14 protein-coding genes are annotated in these 18,680 nt (G+C 43.7%); 10 read left to right on the top strand and 4 right to left on the bottom strand.

The annotated features are described in order from the left end of the window. Positions 1–10: 10 nt before the first annotated feature. The 4 genes from G5B30_RS12770 to G5B30_RS12755 are packed head-to-tail and all read left to right on the top strand — an operon-like array spanning position 11 to position 4,951. Positions 11–832, top strand: coding sequence for an endonuclease/exonuclease/phosphatase family protein (locus G5B30_RS12770; RefSeq protein WP_165320384.1), 822 nt, complete (start codon positions 11–13; stop codon positions 830–832). 54 nt (positions 833–886) lie between these two features. Further along, a complete protein-coding gene (locus G5B30_RS12765) occupies positions 887–1,663 on the top strand; it encodes an endonuclease/exonuclease/phosphatase family protein (protein ID WP_165320383.1) in 777 nt (258 codons plus the stop codon). Between the two features lie 25 nt (positions 1,664–1,688). Next, positions 1,689–2,966, top strand: a complete 1,278-nt coding sequence (locus G5B30_RS12760; RefSeq protein ID WP_165320382.1) for a Gfo/Idh/MocA family oxidoreductase — start codon at positions 1,689–1,691, stop codon at positions 2,964–2,966. Positions 2,967–2,983: 17 nt separating this feature from the next. Further along, positions 2,984–4,951: a DUF1080 domain-containing protein gene (locus G5B30_RS12755; RefSeq protein ID WP_165320381.1), complete on the top strand. Its 1,968-nt coding sequence runs from the start codon at positions 2,984–2,986 to the stop codon at positions 4,949–4,951. Between the two features lie 188 nt (positions 4,952–5,139). Here G5B30_RS12755 and G5B30_RS12750 read toward each other — a convergent pair whose 3' ends face one another. Then, positions 5,140–6,087: an MlaD family protein gene (locus tag G5B30_RS12750; protein ID WP_165320380.1), complete on the bottom strand. Its 948-nt coding sequence runs from the start codon at positions 6,085–6,087 to the stop codon at positions 5,140–5,142. Positions 6,088–6,154: 67 nt separating this feature from the next. Continuing rightward, positions 6,155–7,024: an N-acetylmuramoyl-L-alanine amidase gene (locus G5B30_RS12745; RefSeq protein WP_165320379.1), complete on the bottom strand. Its 870-nt coding sequence runs from the start codon at positions 7,022–7,024 to the stop codon at positions 6,155–6,157. A 163-nt stretch (positions 7,025–7,187) separates the two neighbouring features. Between G5B30_RS12745 and G5B30_RS12740 the strand changes: the two genes are divergently transcribed. The 5 genes from G5B30_RS12740 to G5B30_RS12720 all read left to right on the top strand — a co-directional run bounded on the left by G5B30_RS12740 (position 7,188) and on the right by G5B30_RS12720 (position 13,801). After that, on the top strand, positions 7,188–9,857 hold the full coding sequence (locus tag G5B30_RS12740) for a putative LPS assembly protein LptD (protein ID WP_240903202.1): 2,670 nt from the start codon (positions 7,188–7,190) through the stop codon (positions 9,855–9,857). A 107-nt stretch (positions 9,858–9,964) separates the two neighbouring features. Then, positions 9,965–10,318: a four helix bundle protein gene (locus tag G5B30_RS12735; RefSeq protein WP_165320378.1), complete on the top strand. Its 354-nt coding sequence runs from the start codon at positions 9,965–9,967 to the stop codon at positions 10,316–10,318. 20 nt (positions 10,319–10,338) lie between these two features. Next, positions 10,339–11,601: a competence/damage-inducible protein A gene (locus G5B30_RS12730; protein WP_165320377.1), complete on the top strand. Its 1,263-nt coding sequence runs from the start codon at positions 10,339–10,341 to the stop codon at positions 11,599–11,601. A gap of 21 nt (positions 11,602–11,622) precedes the next feature. Further along, positions 11,623–12,981 carry a dihydrolipoamide acetyltransferase family protein gene (locus G5B30_RS12725; protein ID WP_165320376.1) on the top strand — a complete coding sequence of 453 codons (1,359 nt, stop codon included), beginning with the start codon at positions 11,623–11,625 and terminating at the stop codon, positions 12,979–12,981. Between the two features lies 1 nt (position 12,982). After that, positions 12,983–13,801 (top strand): ZIP family metal transporter, encoded by an 819-nt coding sequence (locus G5B30_RS12720; RefSeq protein ID WP_165320375.1) that lies wholly within the window; start codon positions 12,983–12,985, stop codon positions 13,799–13,801. On the opposite strand, the gene G5B30_RS12715 is transcribed toward G5B30_RS12720, so the two are convergent. Then, positions 13,781–15,253 (bottom strand): alanine/glycine:cation symporter family protein, encoded by a 1,473-nt coding sequence (locus tag G5B30_RS12715; RefSeq protein ID WP_165320374.1) that lies wholly within the window; start codon positions 15,251–15,253, stop codon positions 13,781–13,783. The genes G5B30_RS12720 and G5B30_RS12715 overlap by 21 nt on opposite strands. A gap of 179 nt (positions 15,254–15,432) precedes the next feature. Then, positions 15,433–16,725 carry a TIGR00341 family protein gene (locus G5B30_RS12710; protein ID WP_165320373.1) on the bottom strand — a complete coding sequence of 431 codons (1,293 nt, stop codon included), beginning with the start codon at positions 16,723–16,725 and terminating at the stop codon, positions 15,433–15,435. Between the two features lie 179 nt (positions 16,726–16,904). On the opposite strand from G5B30_RS12710, the gene G5B30_RS12705 reads away from it, so the two are divergent. After that, a complete protein-coding gene (locus G5B30_RS12705) occupies positions 16,905–18,650 on the top strand; it encodes a chloride channel protein (protein WP_240903201.1) in 1,746 nt (581 codons plus the stop codon). Positions 18,651–18,680: the final 30 nt, after the last annotated feature.

The raw sequence follows: 18,680 nt of genomic DNA, 5'->3' as shown, positions 1-18,680 counted from the left end.
TTGAATACTGATGAAAAAAATTATATATCTAAGTGTCGTACTTAGCGCTTTTTTGATTACTTGTTCGAAAGAACCCTGGAAACATTATGAAATACCGGAAGATCTCCGGGATAAGCAGGAACGTACCGATACAACTTTAATTAAGGTGGTGTCTGTAGGTATTTTCCATAACAATGCGGTACTGACGGAGGTTGCTGCTATTATCAGTGATTTGGATCCTGATTTCGTATTGGTGCGTGAAGTTGATCATGATAACACACGTTCGGGCAAAGGGGTAATGCAGGGAGAGATCATTGCGACAGGTGCTAATATGAATCACTATTTTGGAGGATCCCAAGTTTATAATACGGGTCTCTACGGAGTATCTTTACTTTCAAAATATCCAATTATTGAAGAGTCCAAAGTACAATATGGCGGCAACAGGCCCGTAGCCGTAATAACTGCCGAGTTTCCGGATGGGAAGAATTTTAGTTTTGTGGGCGCCCAGTTTGAGGATAGAACGGGTAGTGATTCGTACAAGACAATCCGGATAGAACACGCCGGACTATTATTGAACTATACCAAAGGAATTCAAAATCCCGCTTTTCTTGCCGCGGGCTTTTATATCGACAACTCGTTTACCGACCCCACTTTGGAGGTCTTGGCGCAGCAATATGAAACCGGCTGTTACAATTGTGAATATACCTTTCCCAAAGAAGACCCTGTTAGTATTCAAGATATCATCTTATACAAGACCAGTACCCGGCATGATGTCATACCTGTCAAATATGAAATCCTGGATTCGCCTACACGGGGAATGCTGGTCTACGCTGAATTTAAAGTAGCGCAATAGTCTGTCTATCGCAAATAAAAAACAAATCTATAATTTAAACTAAAACACAGAACCATGAACAAACTCTTTTTATTATGTATTGTATGTATGCTTTCTTTTGTAACGATAGAACGCGCTGACGCACAGCAGATCAATGTATTGACCTATAATGTTAATGCCTGTAGAAACGAAGCAGGTAATGTAGATGTCGCAAAAACTGCAAAAGTGATTGCTGATGCGAATGTAGATCTCGCTGCTATACAGGAAGTCGATGTTAACACGAAAAGGACCAGAAATGTAGACCAAGCAAAAGAGCTGGCGAAGCTTACGCAGATGCCGTATCACCACTTTGCAAAAGGCATAGATCTTCAAGGAGGAGAATACGGTATTCTTATTCTCTCGAAATTCCCGATCAAAGATTCGTTTCGAATAGAATTGCCTCGAAAATCAGGTGAGCAACGTGTGCTCTCTGGTGTACAGGTCGAGCTTCCCAATAAAAAGAATATCGTATTTATGAATACGAATATCGCCGGATCGCAAGCGGATAAGTTAGCCCATGTGGAAGGAATTATTAACGCCAGTAAGTCGACCGATCTGCCCATTATTTTGGCTGGAGATTTTGGAACTATGCCAGGTGCTCCTGAAATAAATGCATTAGATCAAAACTTTACCAGAACCTGTCCAACAGAAGATTGTCCTAAAGTCTATCCGGTCAAGGCGCCGACACGAGCAATAAGCCACATTATGTATACCCCGAATTCTTTTAAGACTTTGTCGCATAACGTCATTGATGAGAAGCTGGACTACGCTTCGGATAAAAGACCCGTTGTTGCAGAATTAGAACTGTTGTAAGCCTTTATCATAAGTTAATAAGCACATGAAGAAAATAAGAGAATCCAGGCGTGATTTCATTAAGAAATCCGCCCTGGCTGCTACCGCATTCAGTATAGTGCCACGCTTTGTATTGGGTGGGAAAGGGTTTTTGGCACCGAGTGACCACCTGACAAAAGGGATAATCGGCGTAGGTGGAATGGGCCGAAATCACATCCCCTATGAAGGCACCAAGGTGGTGGCCATATGCGACGTGGATACCCGACATATCAACATCGCACTTGAAAAACTCGGCGGCGGTGAAGGTGTAAAAACTTTTGGCGATTACCGCGACCTTATCCAGCTGCCGGAAGTCGATATCGTACATATTGCCACACCTCCTCACTGGCACGGCATCATGGCGGTTGATGCCGCCCGTGCGGGTAAAGATATCTGGTGTGAAAAGCCCATGACCCATACTATTGGTGAAGGAAAAAAAGTAATGGAAGCGGTGCGCCAGTATGGTAATATCTTCCGGTTGAATACCTGGTTTAGGTTTCAAAGTAATTTTTATGGAATGGGCACGCCGGTACAACCGATCAAGAAGCTCGTCGCAAGCGGGCTTCTCGGCTGGCCATTGACAGTTACCGTCGGGAAACATACCGGGTTTGACTGGAAATTTTACTGGGTGGGTAAGGAAAATCTAAAGCCCGAGCCTGTTCCGGATGAATTGGATTACGATTTCTGGTTAGGTCCGGCACCTTACAAACCCTACAACACACATCGGGTACATTCTACGTTCAGGGGTTACTGGGATTATGACGGTGGTGGACTGGCTGATATGGGGCAACATTATCTGGATCCTGTGCAGTATTTTTTAGGAAAAGATAACGAAAGTCCCGTGAAGGTCGAGATTGATGCACCACAGCAGCATCCCGACGCCGTAGGTACTTGGCGCAAAATCGTGTACACCTACGCCGACGGGTGTAAGATTGTGCTGGACGGAGAGGGGAAGATCAATAATGTGCCGTATATACAAGGTCCAAAGGGTAAGTTATACCCGGGCTTTCGCTCCGATATCCCGGACCTCAATGCGAAGCTGTCGGAATTTCCGGAACCGCCGGAACAGGTTGTGAATTTTTCGGATGCGGTAAGAAACCGCTCAAAATTTGCACTTAATGAAGAAAATGGACATCGTTCCTGTACGCTTATTAATATGGCATTAGTGGGGTTGAGGTTAGGTAGGTCAGTATTACATTTTGATTCGGAGAAGCAACTGTTTCTAAATGATGAAACGGCCAACCGATATATCGATCCACCCATGCGGGCACCTTGGAGTTTGTAATTGCATAAAAAACGAAAATGAGAAAAATACACACTATTATAATCTGTCTACTGGCTTGGGGCTTATCGACACAAGCACAGGAGAATAAGAACATAGCTACGCTTATGGCGCAGCTTCCTGCCCAGGATTTTCATCAGTTGGACGTCACGATGGCTAAGGTGGCGACATGGGGGGAGGAAGATTTGATCGCTTTAGCCCATCTGTTGAAACCTATGAACACAGGAGAGAATGCAGTGGTAGAATACGCATTATCTGGACTTTCCGCTTATGTCGGTGTACCGGGCAGGGATGACTTACGTAAGAGAGTAGCCTTAGCTTATGCTAAATCTTTACAGAAGAGTACCGACAAGGACGCGCAGTCCTTTATATTGAGTCAGCTGCAAGGTATAGCACAAGACGACGTTGTAGCATACGTTGCTCCCTTTTTATCCGATAATCAGCTAGCCGACCCCGCGAGTAGAGTGTTAGTCGCGGTAGGTGGGGATTTGGCAAAAAAGATCCTCCGAGAGGCCCTATCGGATGCCAAACAGCACAATTTGATTTTTATAGTGCAGGCCTTAGGCTATTTGAAAGATAACAAAGCGGTAAAGGCGATTATGCCTTATGTTAACAACAAGAATGAAAATGTACGTAAGGCTACATACTTTGCTTTAGCCGCAATAGCCGATCCGCAATCGAAAGACGTATTAACAAAAATTGCGGATGAGAGTAACTATCGGTTTGATACAAGTCATGCTTTTGGAGCGTATTTGAATTATATTAAAAACTTAAGTAAAAAAGATCAAAAGTTGGCAGAACAACTCGCAAGCGATTTAATGCGGAAGACAGATAGCCATGAAATGCAAGCGCGTATCGCTGCATTGACATTGGTCGTTGATCTGCAAGGAGAGAAAAGTTTACCGCTGTTGGAAACGGCATTTAACGGACCTAATAAAACCTACCGGATAGCGGCGTTGCGGTTGGCAACATCTTATATGAATGCACATCATGTCGATTTCTGGGTAAAATTACTGAAAAACAGCCAATCCGAATTACAGATCGAAATGCTGAAAGTTATGGCTACAACGGACATGCCTGCTGCTTTACCGGCTATCAAGGAATTGATGAACTCTTCGGATATTGATGTAAAAGAAGCGGCTATTAGAGCGGCGGGACGGCTAGGTGGCGAAGCTTTGCTTTCCGATTTTCTGGCGATCTTGAAAAAAGGAGAAGCGAAAGAAATTGCGGCGGTAAAGCATGCTTTGCTAACCATGCGCAGTAAAAAAGTGAATATGGCATTGCAGGAAGCATTACCTACATTACCATGGGCATCCAAAGCCACCGTACTGTCTGTACTTAAAAGCGTTGAAGAAAAGGAGTCCGCACAAGTCTATGCTGTAAAGGAGTTTGATGCAGAAGCCGAGAAGAAGGACGGATTCCATGTGTTGTTTGATGGAACGGATATGGATCAATGGCAAGGAAATACACGTGATTACACCATTGAGTATGGTGAAATGGTAATTAATCCGAGTAAAGGGTCGGGTGGGAATCTCTATACGAAAGAAGAGTTTTCTGATTTTACATTCCGTTTCGAGTTTAAGTTAAGCCCAGGTGCTAATAATGGGTTGGGGATACGCACGCCGTTGACGGGAAATGCGGCTTACGAAGGTATTGAAATCCAAATTATAGACAATGATGCCGAAAAGTATAAATACCTGAAACCTTATCAATATCATGGATCACTGTATGGGATTATGGCTGCAAAGAAAGGATTTCTAAATCCAGTAGGGATGTGGAATTACCAGGAAGTCCAGGTGAAAGGAGACCATATCAAAGTTATTCTAAATGGAAATGTGATTTTAGATGGAAGTATTGCGGATGCAAAAGCAAATGGGACGTTGGATAGCAAAGAACATCCGGGATTATTCCGTACATCGGGACATATTGCCTTCCTTGGTCATGGTGATCAGGTCTACTTTAGAAATATGCGTGTAAAGAGACTGTAAGATTGATTTCGGGGCTGTACCAAAAGTTTGTTTTACCGTCATTTCGAGGAGGGACGACGAGAAATCTATGGTTAAGTAATTTTGAAAATTAGTTAATTCGAATTTATCCATAGATTTCTCTCTTCGTTCGAAATGACGAAGAGTGAACTGTCAGCTCTTTTGAGACACCTCCTATTATTTTGATATTCCTACCTCGTATCCTTTTTGCCAAAAATGGACAGCTTAAGATATTTACCAGGATTTGTCTTTAAATCCCGTATCAATGCATCTAATTCTTCTGAAGCGTTACTTAAGTTGGTATAGAGCCGATCGTCGTTAACCAGCATACCAAGGGAACCCTCTCCTCGCTGGATTTTATCTGTAATGGATTGTACAGACTGCATAGCCTGATTGGCATTGTCAACGGTTGACTTGATTTCCATGGATGCCAAGTCGTTTGATAGACGATCAAAATTCGTTAAAATAGAGTTTATACGTGCATTGTTGTTTCTCAGGTTATTTGATATCGATTCAACATTTTGCATGATTTTAGCCAGCCGTATTTTTTCCGATCCCATCAGCTCTTCTACGTCCGAAGTGATTTTCTCCATATTATTTAGGGAAACCGAAATACTCCTTAGACTATTCCGGAAATTCGTTTGGAATTCGTCATTCAAAGCAGAATTCACGCCGGTGAGGACCGAATCCAGTTTAACGACTAAATTTTCGATCTTGAGTTGTAAAGGTTCCACTTTTTCTAACAAATTGGCCTGCACGTCCGATTGCAGGATGCCACCATTCTTTGCCATAGTGGGGCTATTTCCCAAGTCGAAGACAATAGCTTTGCTGCCGAGTAGATCCGCACTGACGATGCGAGCAATGGTATTCGTTGGAATGTCATAGTCGCTGTTAATCTTAAACGCTACCTGGATTTTGCCATTTTCCAGAAGATCCATTTGAGATACACGGCCAATCTGATAACCGTTGACCATTACCGGCTTCGATACCGTAAGTCCGTCGACATTATCATATACCGTATAAAAAATATGGTCGCGGCTGAATATATCGTTTCCTCTTAAAAAGCTGTAGCCAATGAATAGAATTGCCAAAGCGATAATCGTCAGTGCACCAACCTTTGTTTCGTTAGAAATCTTCAAAATCGTAAGTTTTTAAATTTATTCCAATACTATCTAAGTCAATATACATTACTAATGTAAGAAAAGTTTACTTCTCTACATTGTTTTTGTAAGTTTTTATTGATTGGAACAAATTTTCTACGATTTCTTTCTGTCCGGCGTCTGAAAGCATATAATCCTCTTCGTCCGGACTGCTGATAAAACCTATTTCGGTAAGGACCGCAGGCATACCTGCAGTAGCCAGTACGGCCAATCCTTGTTCTTTTACACCGCGGTTGCCACGGGATGCTGCACTGAATTCGTGTTGCATATAGCTGGCTAAACGGATACTTTGATCACGATACTGCCTTTTCATCAGCTTAAAGACAATATAACTGGACGGATCTTTTGGGTCGAAACCATTATAGTTTTCTTTGTAGTTTTCCTCCAATAAAATCGACGCGTTTTCCCGAATGGCCACGTCCTGTTGGTCCAAGCGATGGATACCACAGACCAGTGTTTCCGTTCCTCTTACCGAAGGATTACGTTGTATGGCATTATAATATCTTCCTCGGCTATTTTTTCGACGTACATCGCGGTCTGCGGAGTTACAGTGCACAGATATAAATAAGTCCGCCTTATGTTTATTGGCTAAGGCTGGCCTTTCGTAGAGTTTCGGATATACATCAGTGGTGCGTGTGTAGATGACCTTTACCCCTGGAAGCCCTTCTTCAATACGCTTCCCTAACTTTAGCACCACAGCCAGCGCAATATCCTTTTCTTTGGCTTTGCGCCCAACAGCACCGTGGTCATGTCCCCCATGGCCGGCATCCAGGCAGACAATCTGTACCTTACCTATAGACGAACTTTTCATCGGATCAGAAGGTGTCGGAAATGGGACAGCGGATGTGGAAATGGTTAGTATCGATATGGAAACGAGGGGCAGGTAAATTCTTTTAACACTATTTAAAAAATTCATTTTTATATTTTTAACAATTTTGCAAAACGGTTCAATATGTAAATAACGCAAAGATAAGGGATATCATATATATCATGAAAATATCGACCCTTTCTATTTGTTTTTTGACTACTTTTGTGCCAAAGAGTTTATTTAGCTGCGAATTTAATATTCAGAATTTATTTTGAAGACACTAACGAGTTTTTTAATTCTGTTTGTCTTCCTCTGGGGAGGAAATAACGCCCTGTTCGCACAGCAAAATGATACCACAAAAACAGTAGTAAACGGTGTACAGGACACGACAAAAGCTGTCGTGGACTCATTAGCGGCAGACACGGCTGCAAATCATTTAAAAACAGCTACTGGTCAGGATACGGTTGTTATGAAGGGGGAGAGTGGGCTGGAAACGGTCGTGACGATCGTCGCCAACGATTCGTCGTGGAATGAAGTGAAGAAAAATATTGTCCATCTTTATAAAGGAGCAAAGGTCAAGTATTTGGATTTTGAGCTTTCAGCAGATTATATCCGTCTGGACCGTAATACCAATACCTTGTTTGCTAGTGGTGTCACGGATCACAACGGAAAATATGTCGGCCGTCCGGTGGTGCTATTCCCCAACGATACGCCCAAAGCGGTGGACTCTCTGCGTTATAATTATAAAACCCAGCAGGCCAAGACCTACAGCATCATGACCGAAATGGATGGCGGTTTTATACAAGCTCGTGAAGTCCGGAAGAATATGTACGATGAAATGTCGATCTATCACGGCTTATACAGTACCTGTGACCTTCCGTATCCGCATACGCATTTTGGAATACATATTTCCAAAGGGGTAGCCATTAAAAATCAGATCGTGGCGGGTTATTCCTATCTTGTTGTACAGAATATACCGTTCAAATTTCTGGCCTTGCCTTTTGGTTTCTTTCCCAAACAGAATAAGAAGACTTCAGGGTTTCTTTTTCCTTCGTTTGGCGAAGATATGGCTCGGGGATTTGCGCTGCGGGATATGGGCTGGTATCTGACATTTAACGATTATTGGGATAGTGAAATACGGGGAACAGTGTATTCGAAGGGATCCTGGGAAACCTCGGTCCGGACAAATTATATCGTCAATTACAAGTATAACGGCGGGTTTAATATCCGCTATGCCTCCACGAAAACGGGTGTAGAGGGGTCGGATAATTATGGGACAAACCGCGATTTTAACGTCACCTGGAATCATACGCAACGTCAGGAAGCCAACCCGGGGACGTCTTTTTCGGCGTCGGTAAACTTTGGTACGGCGTCTTACTTTAGGAATACGGGTGCAAACAGTACATATGACTATGATCAGCTGACCCGGAACAACATGTCTTCGTCCATCAGCTACGGTAAAGTTTTCGCCGATGGGAAAGTGAATTTTACATCGAGTTTAAGCCATCGACAGGATATGGCCTCCGGTAAGGTCGATCTCGAGCTGCCGACCTTTAGCTTGAACGTATCGACTTTCAATCCTTTTGATTCGAAAGATCGGGTAGGGGAACAGAAGTGGTATCAGCGTATTACGGTGGGATATAGCCTGCAGGGGCGAAACTCGATTTCGACAGGCGATTCGACATTATTCACCAAAAAGGCTTTAAGTCAATTTACCAATGGTTTTCAACATAATGTTCCAGTCAGCCTGAGCTTAAATGCATTTAAATTTTTCCAATTCAATACGTCGGTCAATTATACGGAACGATGGTATCTCCAAACGATACGTAACGGGTTGGAGAACACGATAAACGGTTATGAAAGCGTGCGGGATACGATCGGTGGGTTTCGCCGGGCCTACGATTACTCCATGTCTTCGGGATTGTCGACAAAGGTATACGGTATGTATCCGAAAATGGGTAAGATCGAAGCGATACGTCACGTGATTACGCCTTCGGTAAATTTCAATTATCGTCCCGATTTTTCAGATCCGATGTATGGCTTTTATAAATCATATGTTGATGAGACTGGACGACTGCGGGAATACTCGATTTTTGAAGGTGCTATATTTGGTTCACCGTCGTCAGGACGCTCGATGGGGATAGGTTTTTCGGTAGATAACAATATCGAAGCTAAAATCAAAAATGCAAACGATACAACAGGGAAAGAAGCTTTCAAGAAGATTCCGATCCTATCGGGGCTATCGTTTAGTGGGAATTATAACTTTGCTGCGGATTCGTTAAAACTTTCCACGATAAGCTTTTCAGGAAGAACCAGCCTTTTTAATCAAAAGATCAACTTGAATTTCAACGGGTCTTTTGATCCCTACATGTTGGATAGCCGGGGTCAACGCATTAACCGTTTTACGGTAGAGGATGGTAAGTTGGCGAGGTTGACAAATTTTGGGATGTCATTTGACTACAGCTTTAACCCCGATGCGGCGAAAAGCCGTAATGGAAATATTGACTCCCTACGGAATGATATGCCGAATATGACGCAGGAACAGGCTGAAGCCTTGGCACGCGTCAGCGCAGATCCCAACGCTTTCGTCGATTTTAAAATTCCATGGAATTTGGCCGGATCGTTCAGTATGCAATATTTCAAACGTTTTGATTCGGCAGAGCGCCGGGAGAAGGCAGATTTTACAGCGACCGTACAGGTGCACGGCGATCTGAATGTTACGCCCAAATGGAAGATACAGTTTAACTCCGGTTATGACTTCAAGCAAAAGGAAGTTTCGCTGACCCGATTCTCGATTTACCGGGATTTACACTGTTGGGATATGTCGGTAGGATGGGTGCCTTTTGGTCGGTACCAAAGTTATAACATCACGATTCGTGCGAAAGCGTCGATTCTGCAAGACTTGAAATTGACGAAGCAAAACAGCCACTATAATTATTAATTACGAATCAGAGAATTATGAATTACGAATTTTTAAATTCCCCATTCCTAATTCTCCATTTCTAATTCGTAATTCCTAATTTAGAATTCGTAATTAATAGTTCACAAATGAGGGAAGATAACGTTGTTCAAGTCAAAAGTTATGCTTTTGCGGTTAGAATTGTAAAAGTTTATCAATTTTTGTCAGAACATCAAAAGGAGTTTGTATTGAGCAGACAGCTATTGCGTTGTGGCACTTCTATTGGAGCAAATATCGAGGAAGCTATCGGCGGGCAATCAGGTAAAGATTTTTTTGCTAAATTGACAATAGCCTATAAGGAAGCGAGGGAAACACATTATTGGATTAGGCTGTTAAGAGACACAGGTTATTTGACAAGCGAACAAAGTGAAAGTTTATTGGATGATACAACCGAATTATTGAAAATTATTGGTTCTATCCAAAAAACGATTCGTAATTCGTAATTCATAATTCGTAATTAATAATGGGTGCAGAAATTATAACTATAGGCGATGAAATACTATTGGGTCAGATTGTTGACACCAATTCGGCATGGATTGCGGAACAGCTTACCCCTTTAGATATACAGGTTGTCCAAATAACATCTATCCCGGACGAAGCACAGGCTATTATTACGGCTTTAGATCAGGCCGCGAAGCGGAGCAAACTGGTGATCGTTACAGGTGGATTGGGGCCGACAAAGGATGACGTAACCAAAAAGACGATAGCGCAGTATTTTGATACCGAGCTACATCTTGACCCGGAAGTCCTGGCGCATGTCAAAGCTCTGTTTGCACGCCATGCTCCGCAGCGGGAGGTGCCACTGTCTAATTATGCCCAAGCGGAAGTTCTGGCCCGTTGTGAAGTATTGTTCAATGACGTAGGCACCGCTCCCGGCATGTGGGTAGAAGATCAAGGCGTGCGCTATATCTTTTTACCCGGAGTGCCCTTTGAGATGAAGTTTCTGATGGAGCATCGGGTCTTGCCCAGATTGGCACAGCTGCGCAATGGAGAGCATACATATCATGCTTATCTGCTGACTGTCGGACTGGGCGAGTCCTATCTGGCGGAGAAGATTGCCGACATTGAAAACGCCTTGCCTGCCACGATTAAACTGGCGTATCTGCCCAAAATAGGTTTGATTCGGCTACGACTTTCCGCTAAAGGGACAGATGCCGAGCGTTTAAAAGAAGAAACAGACTCCTACACACGACAAATTGCCGATAGGTTGCGGCCATATATCGTATCGCACCAGGATATTTCTTTCGAACAAGCTATTGTCGAAGAGTTTACCCGTCAGGGTTTAAAAATAGCGACGGCGGAGAGCTGTACCGGAGGTGCAATTGCAGCCTGCATCACGCAGATAGCAGGTGCAAGTCAGGTTTTTGATTGTGGTATTGTCGCGTATCATAATAAGATCAAAAGTGAAGTTTTAGGAGTGAACGAAAGCACCTTAACCGAGTTTGGAGCCGTTAGCGAACAGACCGTCCGGCAGATGGCCGAAGGTGTCAAACAGTTGAGCGGGGGAGATTATGGTATCGCCACGAGCGGTATTGCCGGCCCATCGGGAGGCAGTGCCGAGAAACCTGTGGGCACGGTGTGGATTGCGGTAGCCGGCAAGGGAGAGACTATCGCCAAGAAGTTTCAGTTCGCCAATTCGCGGGCTATTAATATAGAGCGCAGCCGTATGCAAGCTTTAATTATGCTGTGGATGTTATATAAAAAGGAATTTAATTTTGTAATTTAGCAGCTGCTACACGAAATAATTATGGCAATATATAAACTTCTACTTCCGAAAATGGGTGAGAGCGTATCCGAAGCCACACTGACCAAGTGGTTAAAAACGGTGGGAGATACGGTTCAAGAAGATGATGCGGTAGTTGAAATAGCGACTGATAAAGTCGATTCAGATGTGCCGTCACCAGTAGAGGGTACCGTAAAAGAGCTGTTATTTGAAGAGGGAGATGTTGTTCAGGTCGGTGACGCCATTGCCTTGATTGAGATTGCTGGTGAGGAAGAAGAAGCATCTGCGGAGAAAGAAGAAGAGCCTGCATCCGAAGTTGCTTTTGACGAAGAACCGCAGGCTGTTATTCCTGGTATCGAGCAATTGACGCAACCGCATACAGAGGAGACAGTCACTCCGATAGAACCGATACAAAAGACAAGTGACAGCCGTTTTTATTCGCCACTCGTAAAAAGTATTGCTGAACAGGAAGGTGTTCGTCCCGAAGAACTGGAACGTATTCCGGGATCCGGAGCGGAAGGCCGGGTGACCAAGCACGATATTTTGGCTTACCTTTCGGCTAAAGGAGCCGTTGGGACCACACCTGTGGTGGAAGAAGTGAAATCGGATGTGCGGGCTGTGGGCTCAGAAGGTAGGACCGGTGTACCGCCAGCACGGTTTGTTGGCGATTCTGGAGAAGATGAAATCATCGAAATGGATCGCATGCGTCGGCTTATCGCTGACCATATGGTACACAGCATACATACGTCACCACATGTTTTTTCGGTCGTCGAAGCCGATGTGACTGATCTGGTGCATTGGCGAAATAAGGTAAAAAACGATTTCAAGAAGCGGGAAGGCGAAAATATAACGTTTACACCGCTGATTATCGAAGCTATTACCAAGGCACTGAAAGATTTTCCCATGATCAATGTATCCGTAGATGGCTACAATATCATTAAGCGTAAGCATATCAACATCGGTATGGCGGCAGCACTGCCGTCAGGCAACCTCATTGTTCCAGTGATCAAAGATGCCGATCAGCTTAGTCTGGTAGGCTTGAGCAAGGCGGTCAATGATCTGGCCGGAAGAGCCCGGGCGAATCAGCTTAAGCCGGATGACACACAGGGTGGAACGTTCACATTTACCAATATCGGTGCATTTGGCAATATCTTTGGTATGCCGATTATCAACCAACCACAGGCCGCTATACTGGCAGTCGGCACGATTACGAAAAAACCTGCCGTCCTGGAAACCGAGCATGGAGATGTTATCGCTATCCGTCATAAAATGTATCTTACCATGTCCTACGATCATCGTGTCATCGATGGTGCATTGGGCGGTTCATTTATTCGGAAGGTAGCGGATTATTTGGAAAACTGGGATAAAGAACGGATTATCTGATATGATGGAGTCTGTTATCTCATATTTGGAAAGTATAGACCCTATTTTAGGCGCGCTATACGCCACCATATTTACCTGGCTTGTTACAGCGTTAGGAGCAGGATTGGTCTTTTTCTTTAATAAAACCAACAAGAATGTCATGGACGGTATGTTGGGCTTCACAGGCGGTGTCATGGTAGCAGCAAGTGTATGGAGCCTGCTTATACCGGCGATGAACATGAGCGAGGGCGAAGGTTTTGTCAAAGTTGTACCTGCAGTAGTCGGTTTCTTGCTGGGTGCGTTCTTTTTGTTTGGATTGGATAAAATCCTACCGCATTTCCATGCTAATTTCAAGAAAGTAGAAGGAATCAAATCACCTTGGCAGAAGACGACCTTGTTGATTTTAGCCATTACATTGCATAATATTCCGGAGGGTTTGGCCGTAGGGGTATTATTTGGCGGAGTAGCTGCCGGTATTCCTGAAGCCAGTATTGCAGGAGCAGCCACCTTGGCGCTTGGTATTGGTCTACAGAATTTTCCGGAAGGTATTGCCGTCGCTATGCCTTTACGGAGAATGGGGCTTAGCCGTCGCAAGAGTTTCTTTTATGGACAGTTGTCGGCCATTGTAGAACCTATGGCCGGCGTTCTCGGGGCTTTTGCCGTGACCTTATTTACACCCATATTGCCTTATGCGCTGGCATTTGCAGCAGGAGCGATGATCTTCGTTGTTTTGGAGGAGGTTATTCCCGAAGCGCAACAGAACAAAAACTCCGATATCGCCACGTTAGGGTTTATCGGTGGGTTTTTGGTGATGATGAGCTTAGACGTGGTCTTGGGGTGATACCTCTTGTGTTTCTTTTGATGTTTTGCGATTCCAGATTTCCATGTTGGGAAAATTGAATTTAGCATTATCAAACACCGGATCTATGCCTTGTTTCAGCTGTTCATTATAATCTTTGAATAATACCACAACTTTTTTATGCAAAAGGATGATAGCAATGAAGTTCAGCCATGCCATTAACCCAACACCAATATCACCCAATGTCCATGCAGCCTCCGCTGTGGTAACACAACCCATATATACGGAAATCAGAATTAAAACACGCAGGATCCAGACCCCAATCATAGCCTTACCTTTTCCAGCAATAAAGCTGACGTTTGTTTCCGCGATATAGTAGTAGGCCATGATGGTCGTGAACGCAAAGAAAAACAGCGCCAACGCCACAAAACCACCTCCTATTGTCGGGAAATGGTGACTTACGGCATACTGCGTGAATTCGGGTCCTGCTTGTATCGTGTCAGAAAGGTTTTGTACAATAAATCCCCCCTCGGGATGAACAACATTATATTGTCCCGTAAAGAGAATCATAAACGCCGTGGCTGTACAGACAAATAACGTATCCACATAGATGGAAAAACCTTGTACCAGACCCTGTTTGACCGGATGCGACACTTCGGCAGCAGCAGCGGCATGTGGGGCGGTACCCTGTCCGGCTTCGTTACTGTAAATTCCGCGCTTGACGCCCCACGATATGGCCATACCTACAATTCCGCCAAAAGTAGCATCCATATCGAGAGCAGAGCGGACGATCAGGCTCATCACTTCGGGGATTTTGGTGAAGTTCATGGCGATAATGATCAATGCCATTAAAATATAGGCTCCTGCCATAAAAGGAACGACAAACTCTGCGATACGACTGATGCGCTTGACACCTCCGATAATAATAATACTTAATAAAACAATTAAAATAATACCGACTGTACTTGCTGAAAGACCAAAAGAAGCTGTAGAAGCTAACGCAATGCTGTTACTTTGTACGCTTGGTAATAAGAAGCCTGTACTTGCTATAGTTACAATTGCAAAAGCCCAGGCGAATACTTTTGATCGCAAGCCTCTGAGAATATAGAAGGCCGGACCGCCTCGATACTGGCCGTCTTTGACCTCTTTGTACATCTGACCTAAAGTTGCTTCCACGATCGCCGAAGAACTGCCTAGAAAAGCAATGACCCACATCCAAAAAACAGCGCCCGGTCCCCCCATGGCGATAGCCGTTGCCACGCCCGCGATATTGCCCGTACCGACACGTCCCGATATTGCTAATGAAAACGCCTGGAACGAGGAGATACCCTTCGCGGAGCTCCCTCCCGAAAAAAGGAGTCTTATCATTTCTTTGAGGTATCGCAGCTGGGGTATACCAAAACGGATCGTAAAGTATATTCCTGCCACTATACATAAGTATATCAAGCCATTGCTCCATACAAGGTCATTTATGCTGTTTAGTGTTTCTTTCATGGATTAGGGTTTATTTTTAAAGGGCGCAAAATAAGGAAAGCAAATGGTTTTTGATGGATTATTAGAAAAAAAAGAGTACTCTTTTGTGAAAAATGTTACAAATGCATTCAGTTCGCAAGAAAAGTCCCAACGGTATCTGAGCACGGTGTATTTAATAAGAGTTAGTACTTTTTAATTAATTAGTACTTTATAAACGCTAAACTGTCCTTTGGAAGCTGGATAGATAGCCATTTTTTTAATTTTTTATCTTCCTCTGATGAAAAATCATCTGTTGTCTGATAAACGAAGGCGATATAATGCACCAAGCTGTCACGTTGGTTGTGATATTGTTGCACACCTATACTATAATGTGTTATCTGTGGAAATAATATTTGGATGTCATGGCTAAGTTGTGTGTTCGCCAGCTCATATCGGGAGAGGCGCTGGTTCAGGCTCCGTATGGTAAGGTCTTTTGCGTTGACCGAGACTGTATGTTTATCTATTTCGCTTAATATGGCGGATCTGAGGTCTATACTATCCTGTTTGATGACGAGCGCTGTGTTTTCGATACCGTAAGATTCCATCGATTTTTGGAGTTGTTTGATTTCTCCGGGTTGGAACTTTTTTGTGAGGAATGCTAATTCCAATTGCTTCGGATTTTTGTTGAATTGCGTTCTTTCGTAAACGATTGTATAACCTTTTTCGATGAACTCATGCTGGATGAACTGTTTAATGCGATCACTAAACTTTTTTTCCTGCAACAGGTTGTATGCAAAATACAGACTTGGTGCAATCAATACGATGGTCAATAGGGTAATGCTCTGTCCAATTCGCTTCTCTCTTTGCTTGTCCACATAACGTACTTTGGGATAACGCAGATATTTGGCGATCGTAAAGGTAGATAGACAGATAAAAACACAGTTTATAATATAAAGATAGATAGCTCCAGCAAAAAAAGGTATATTTCCTATAGCTAATCCATAGCCGGCAGTACAGAGCGGAGGCATGAGCGCTGTAGCGATAGCGACTCCAGGGATAGGGTTGCCCTTATCGACCCTCGTGATGGCTATGACACCGACCAGACCGCCGAAAAAGGCGATCAGTACATCGTATATATTGGGCGAGGTGCGCGCCAATAACTCTGATTGAGCTTCTTTGAAGGGGCTTATTATAAAATAAAGAAAGGAAACAACCAGACTTATCACAGTTGCGATCAAGAGGTTTTTAATTGATTTTTTCAATAGTGGAAAGTCAAAAGTGCCCAATGCAAATCCAGCACCCAAAATAGGGCCCATTAACGGAGATATAAGCATTGCTCCGATGATGACGGCCGTTGAGTTAACATTTAGTCCCACCGAGGCAATGACGATAGCACAAGCTAAAATCCAGGCATTTGCACCTCGAAAAGAAATGTTGTTGACAACATTTTCCAATACTTTCTCCTTTTGGTCTTCACCTCTATGCAGATCAAAAAAATCAAACAGTTTATTCATGTGGATTGTTACATTATTCAAAAGCAAATATATATACAAATACACTTTTTGTTCTGTTTTTCTTACTTTTGACCGTTTTGAGCGTTGAATGATATATGAGCAGGGAAAAACTATACATTATATCTTGGCGAGTGTTAGCCCAAGTAAACCGATTTGTCAAACGAATAAACCGTTGGAGAATGCAAAAGATCTCCAATCGCAATTTTTTGGTCTTTTTGGCTGTATTAGTCGGTATCGTGAGTGGATTGGCGGCAGCGCTGTTGAAAGGTATGACACATAGTATTGCGGCATTCTTGCAAGATGATGTACAGATCGAATACAAATATTATATCTACCTGCTATTCCCCTTAATCGGAATTTTGCTCAGTGTCATGTACGTCCGCCGATTTATTAAGGGCAAGAAAATGGAGCATGGCATAACACCGATTATATATGCTATATCGCGGAGATCCAGTAAAATTCCCGTTCATAATTCTTATTCTCAGATTATAACCAGTGCTATCACCGTCGGTTTTGGTGGTTCTGCCGGGCTTGAAGCCCCGATAGCTTATTCGGGTGCAGCGATCGGATCAAATATCGGCTCTTTCTTTGGGCTTAACTATCGGGAAATTACGTTATTGCTGGCCTGTGGTACAGCTGCAGGTATTGCAGGAGCTTTCAATAGCCCTATCGCAGGGATGATTTTCGCTATAGAGGTGTTGCTCCCTGAGTTTTCCATACCGGCATTCATCCCGCTGTTGATTGCCGTGGCTACCTCTTCGGTCATCTCGAAAGCGCTTTATGCAGAGCCACTATTTCATTTGGTAACAGGTGATTGGGCGATGAATGGGGTGTTTTATTATATCATACTGGCTTTGGTTGTGGGGGTCTATTCCATTTTCTTTGCCAAGTTGAGCATACGTATTAAACGGTGGCTGGATGGGATTAAGAATCCGTATCGCAAAGTATGGATCAGCGGTGCAATTCTGGGTATTCTCATCTTTCTTTTTCCAGCCCTCTACGGTGAAGGTTATATTACTATTCAGCAGATTTTGGACGGTAAACATGAAGCTCTATTGGGCAACAGTATATTTGCCCCATACCAGGGTATAGGTATAGCTTTACTGTTGTTTGTCGTGCTGACGGCATTGTTCAAAACCGTGGCTTCACTGGTCACCCTGAGTAGCGGAGGTAACGGCGGTATATTCGCACCAAGCTTAGTGCTGGGCGGCTTGCTGGGTTTTTCCTTTGCATATGGGATCAATCTGACGGGTTGGGCAGAATTAAATGTTGTAAACTTTACTGTAGTCGGGATGGCAGCGACCTTGAGTGGTATTATGCACGCCCCTTTAACTGCTATTTTCCTCAGTGCAGAGATCACCGGCGGCTACGCATTGATGGTGCCGCTGATGATTGTGACCGCTATATCCTACCTAATTAATAAGGCCATCATGAAGCACTCGATATATACCAAGGTGCTTGCCGAACAGGGAGATCTGCTCAGCCTTGAAGACAAAGACGGTACGGTGCTAAGTATGATGAAGCTCCGGTATCTGCTGGAGAAAAATTTTACCATCTTGAAACCCAATGAAAAAGCGATGGATAGGCGGCATGATATTATTCACACCAAGCGGAATATCTTTCCTATTGTAGATGATGAGGGAAAGTTTTTGGGAATTATCCATAGTGAGCGGTTGCTGGAGATCTTATTGGGAGAAGATGTTTCTGCACAGGAGAAGCCTATGCAGGAGATTATGCAAAAGCCTGTAGATATCGTCAATATCTCATTGCGTATGGATGTCGTCATGCAGAAAATGAATAGGGAAGATGTGTGGATGCTGCCTGTGGTGGATGATGATGGGAAGTATCTGGGCTTTATTTCAAAGTCTGCCGTGTTTAATAAGTACAGGGCCTTGTTGATGCGACAGGCGGAGTATTATGCGTGATATCACAAAAGGTGCGGAAGAAACTCTCTT

Origin of the sequence: Sphingobacterium sp. SGG-5 (assembly GCF_011043525.1) — a bacterium.
GTDB lineage: Bacteria > Bacteroidota > Bacteroidia > Sphingobacteriales > Sphingobacteriaceae > Sphingobacterium.
Note: the sequence above shows the minus strand (reverse complement) of the source record. Positions and strands in the feature narration are given on the sequence as shown.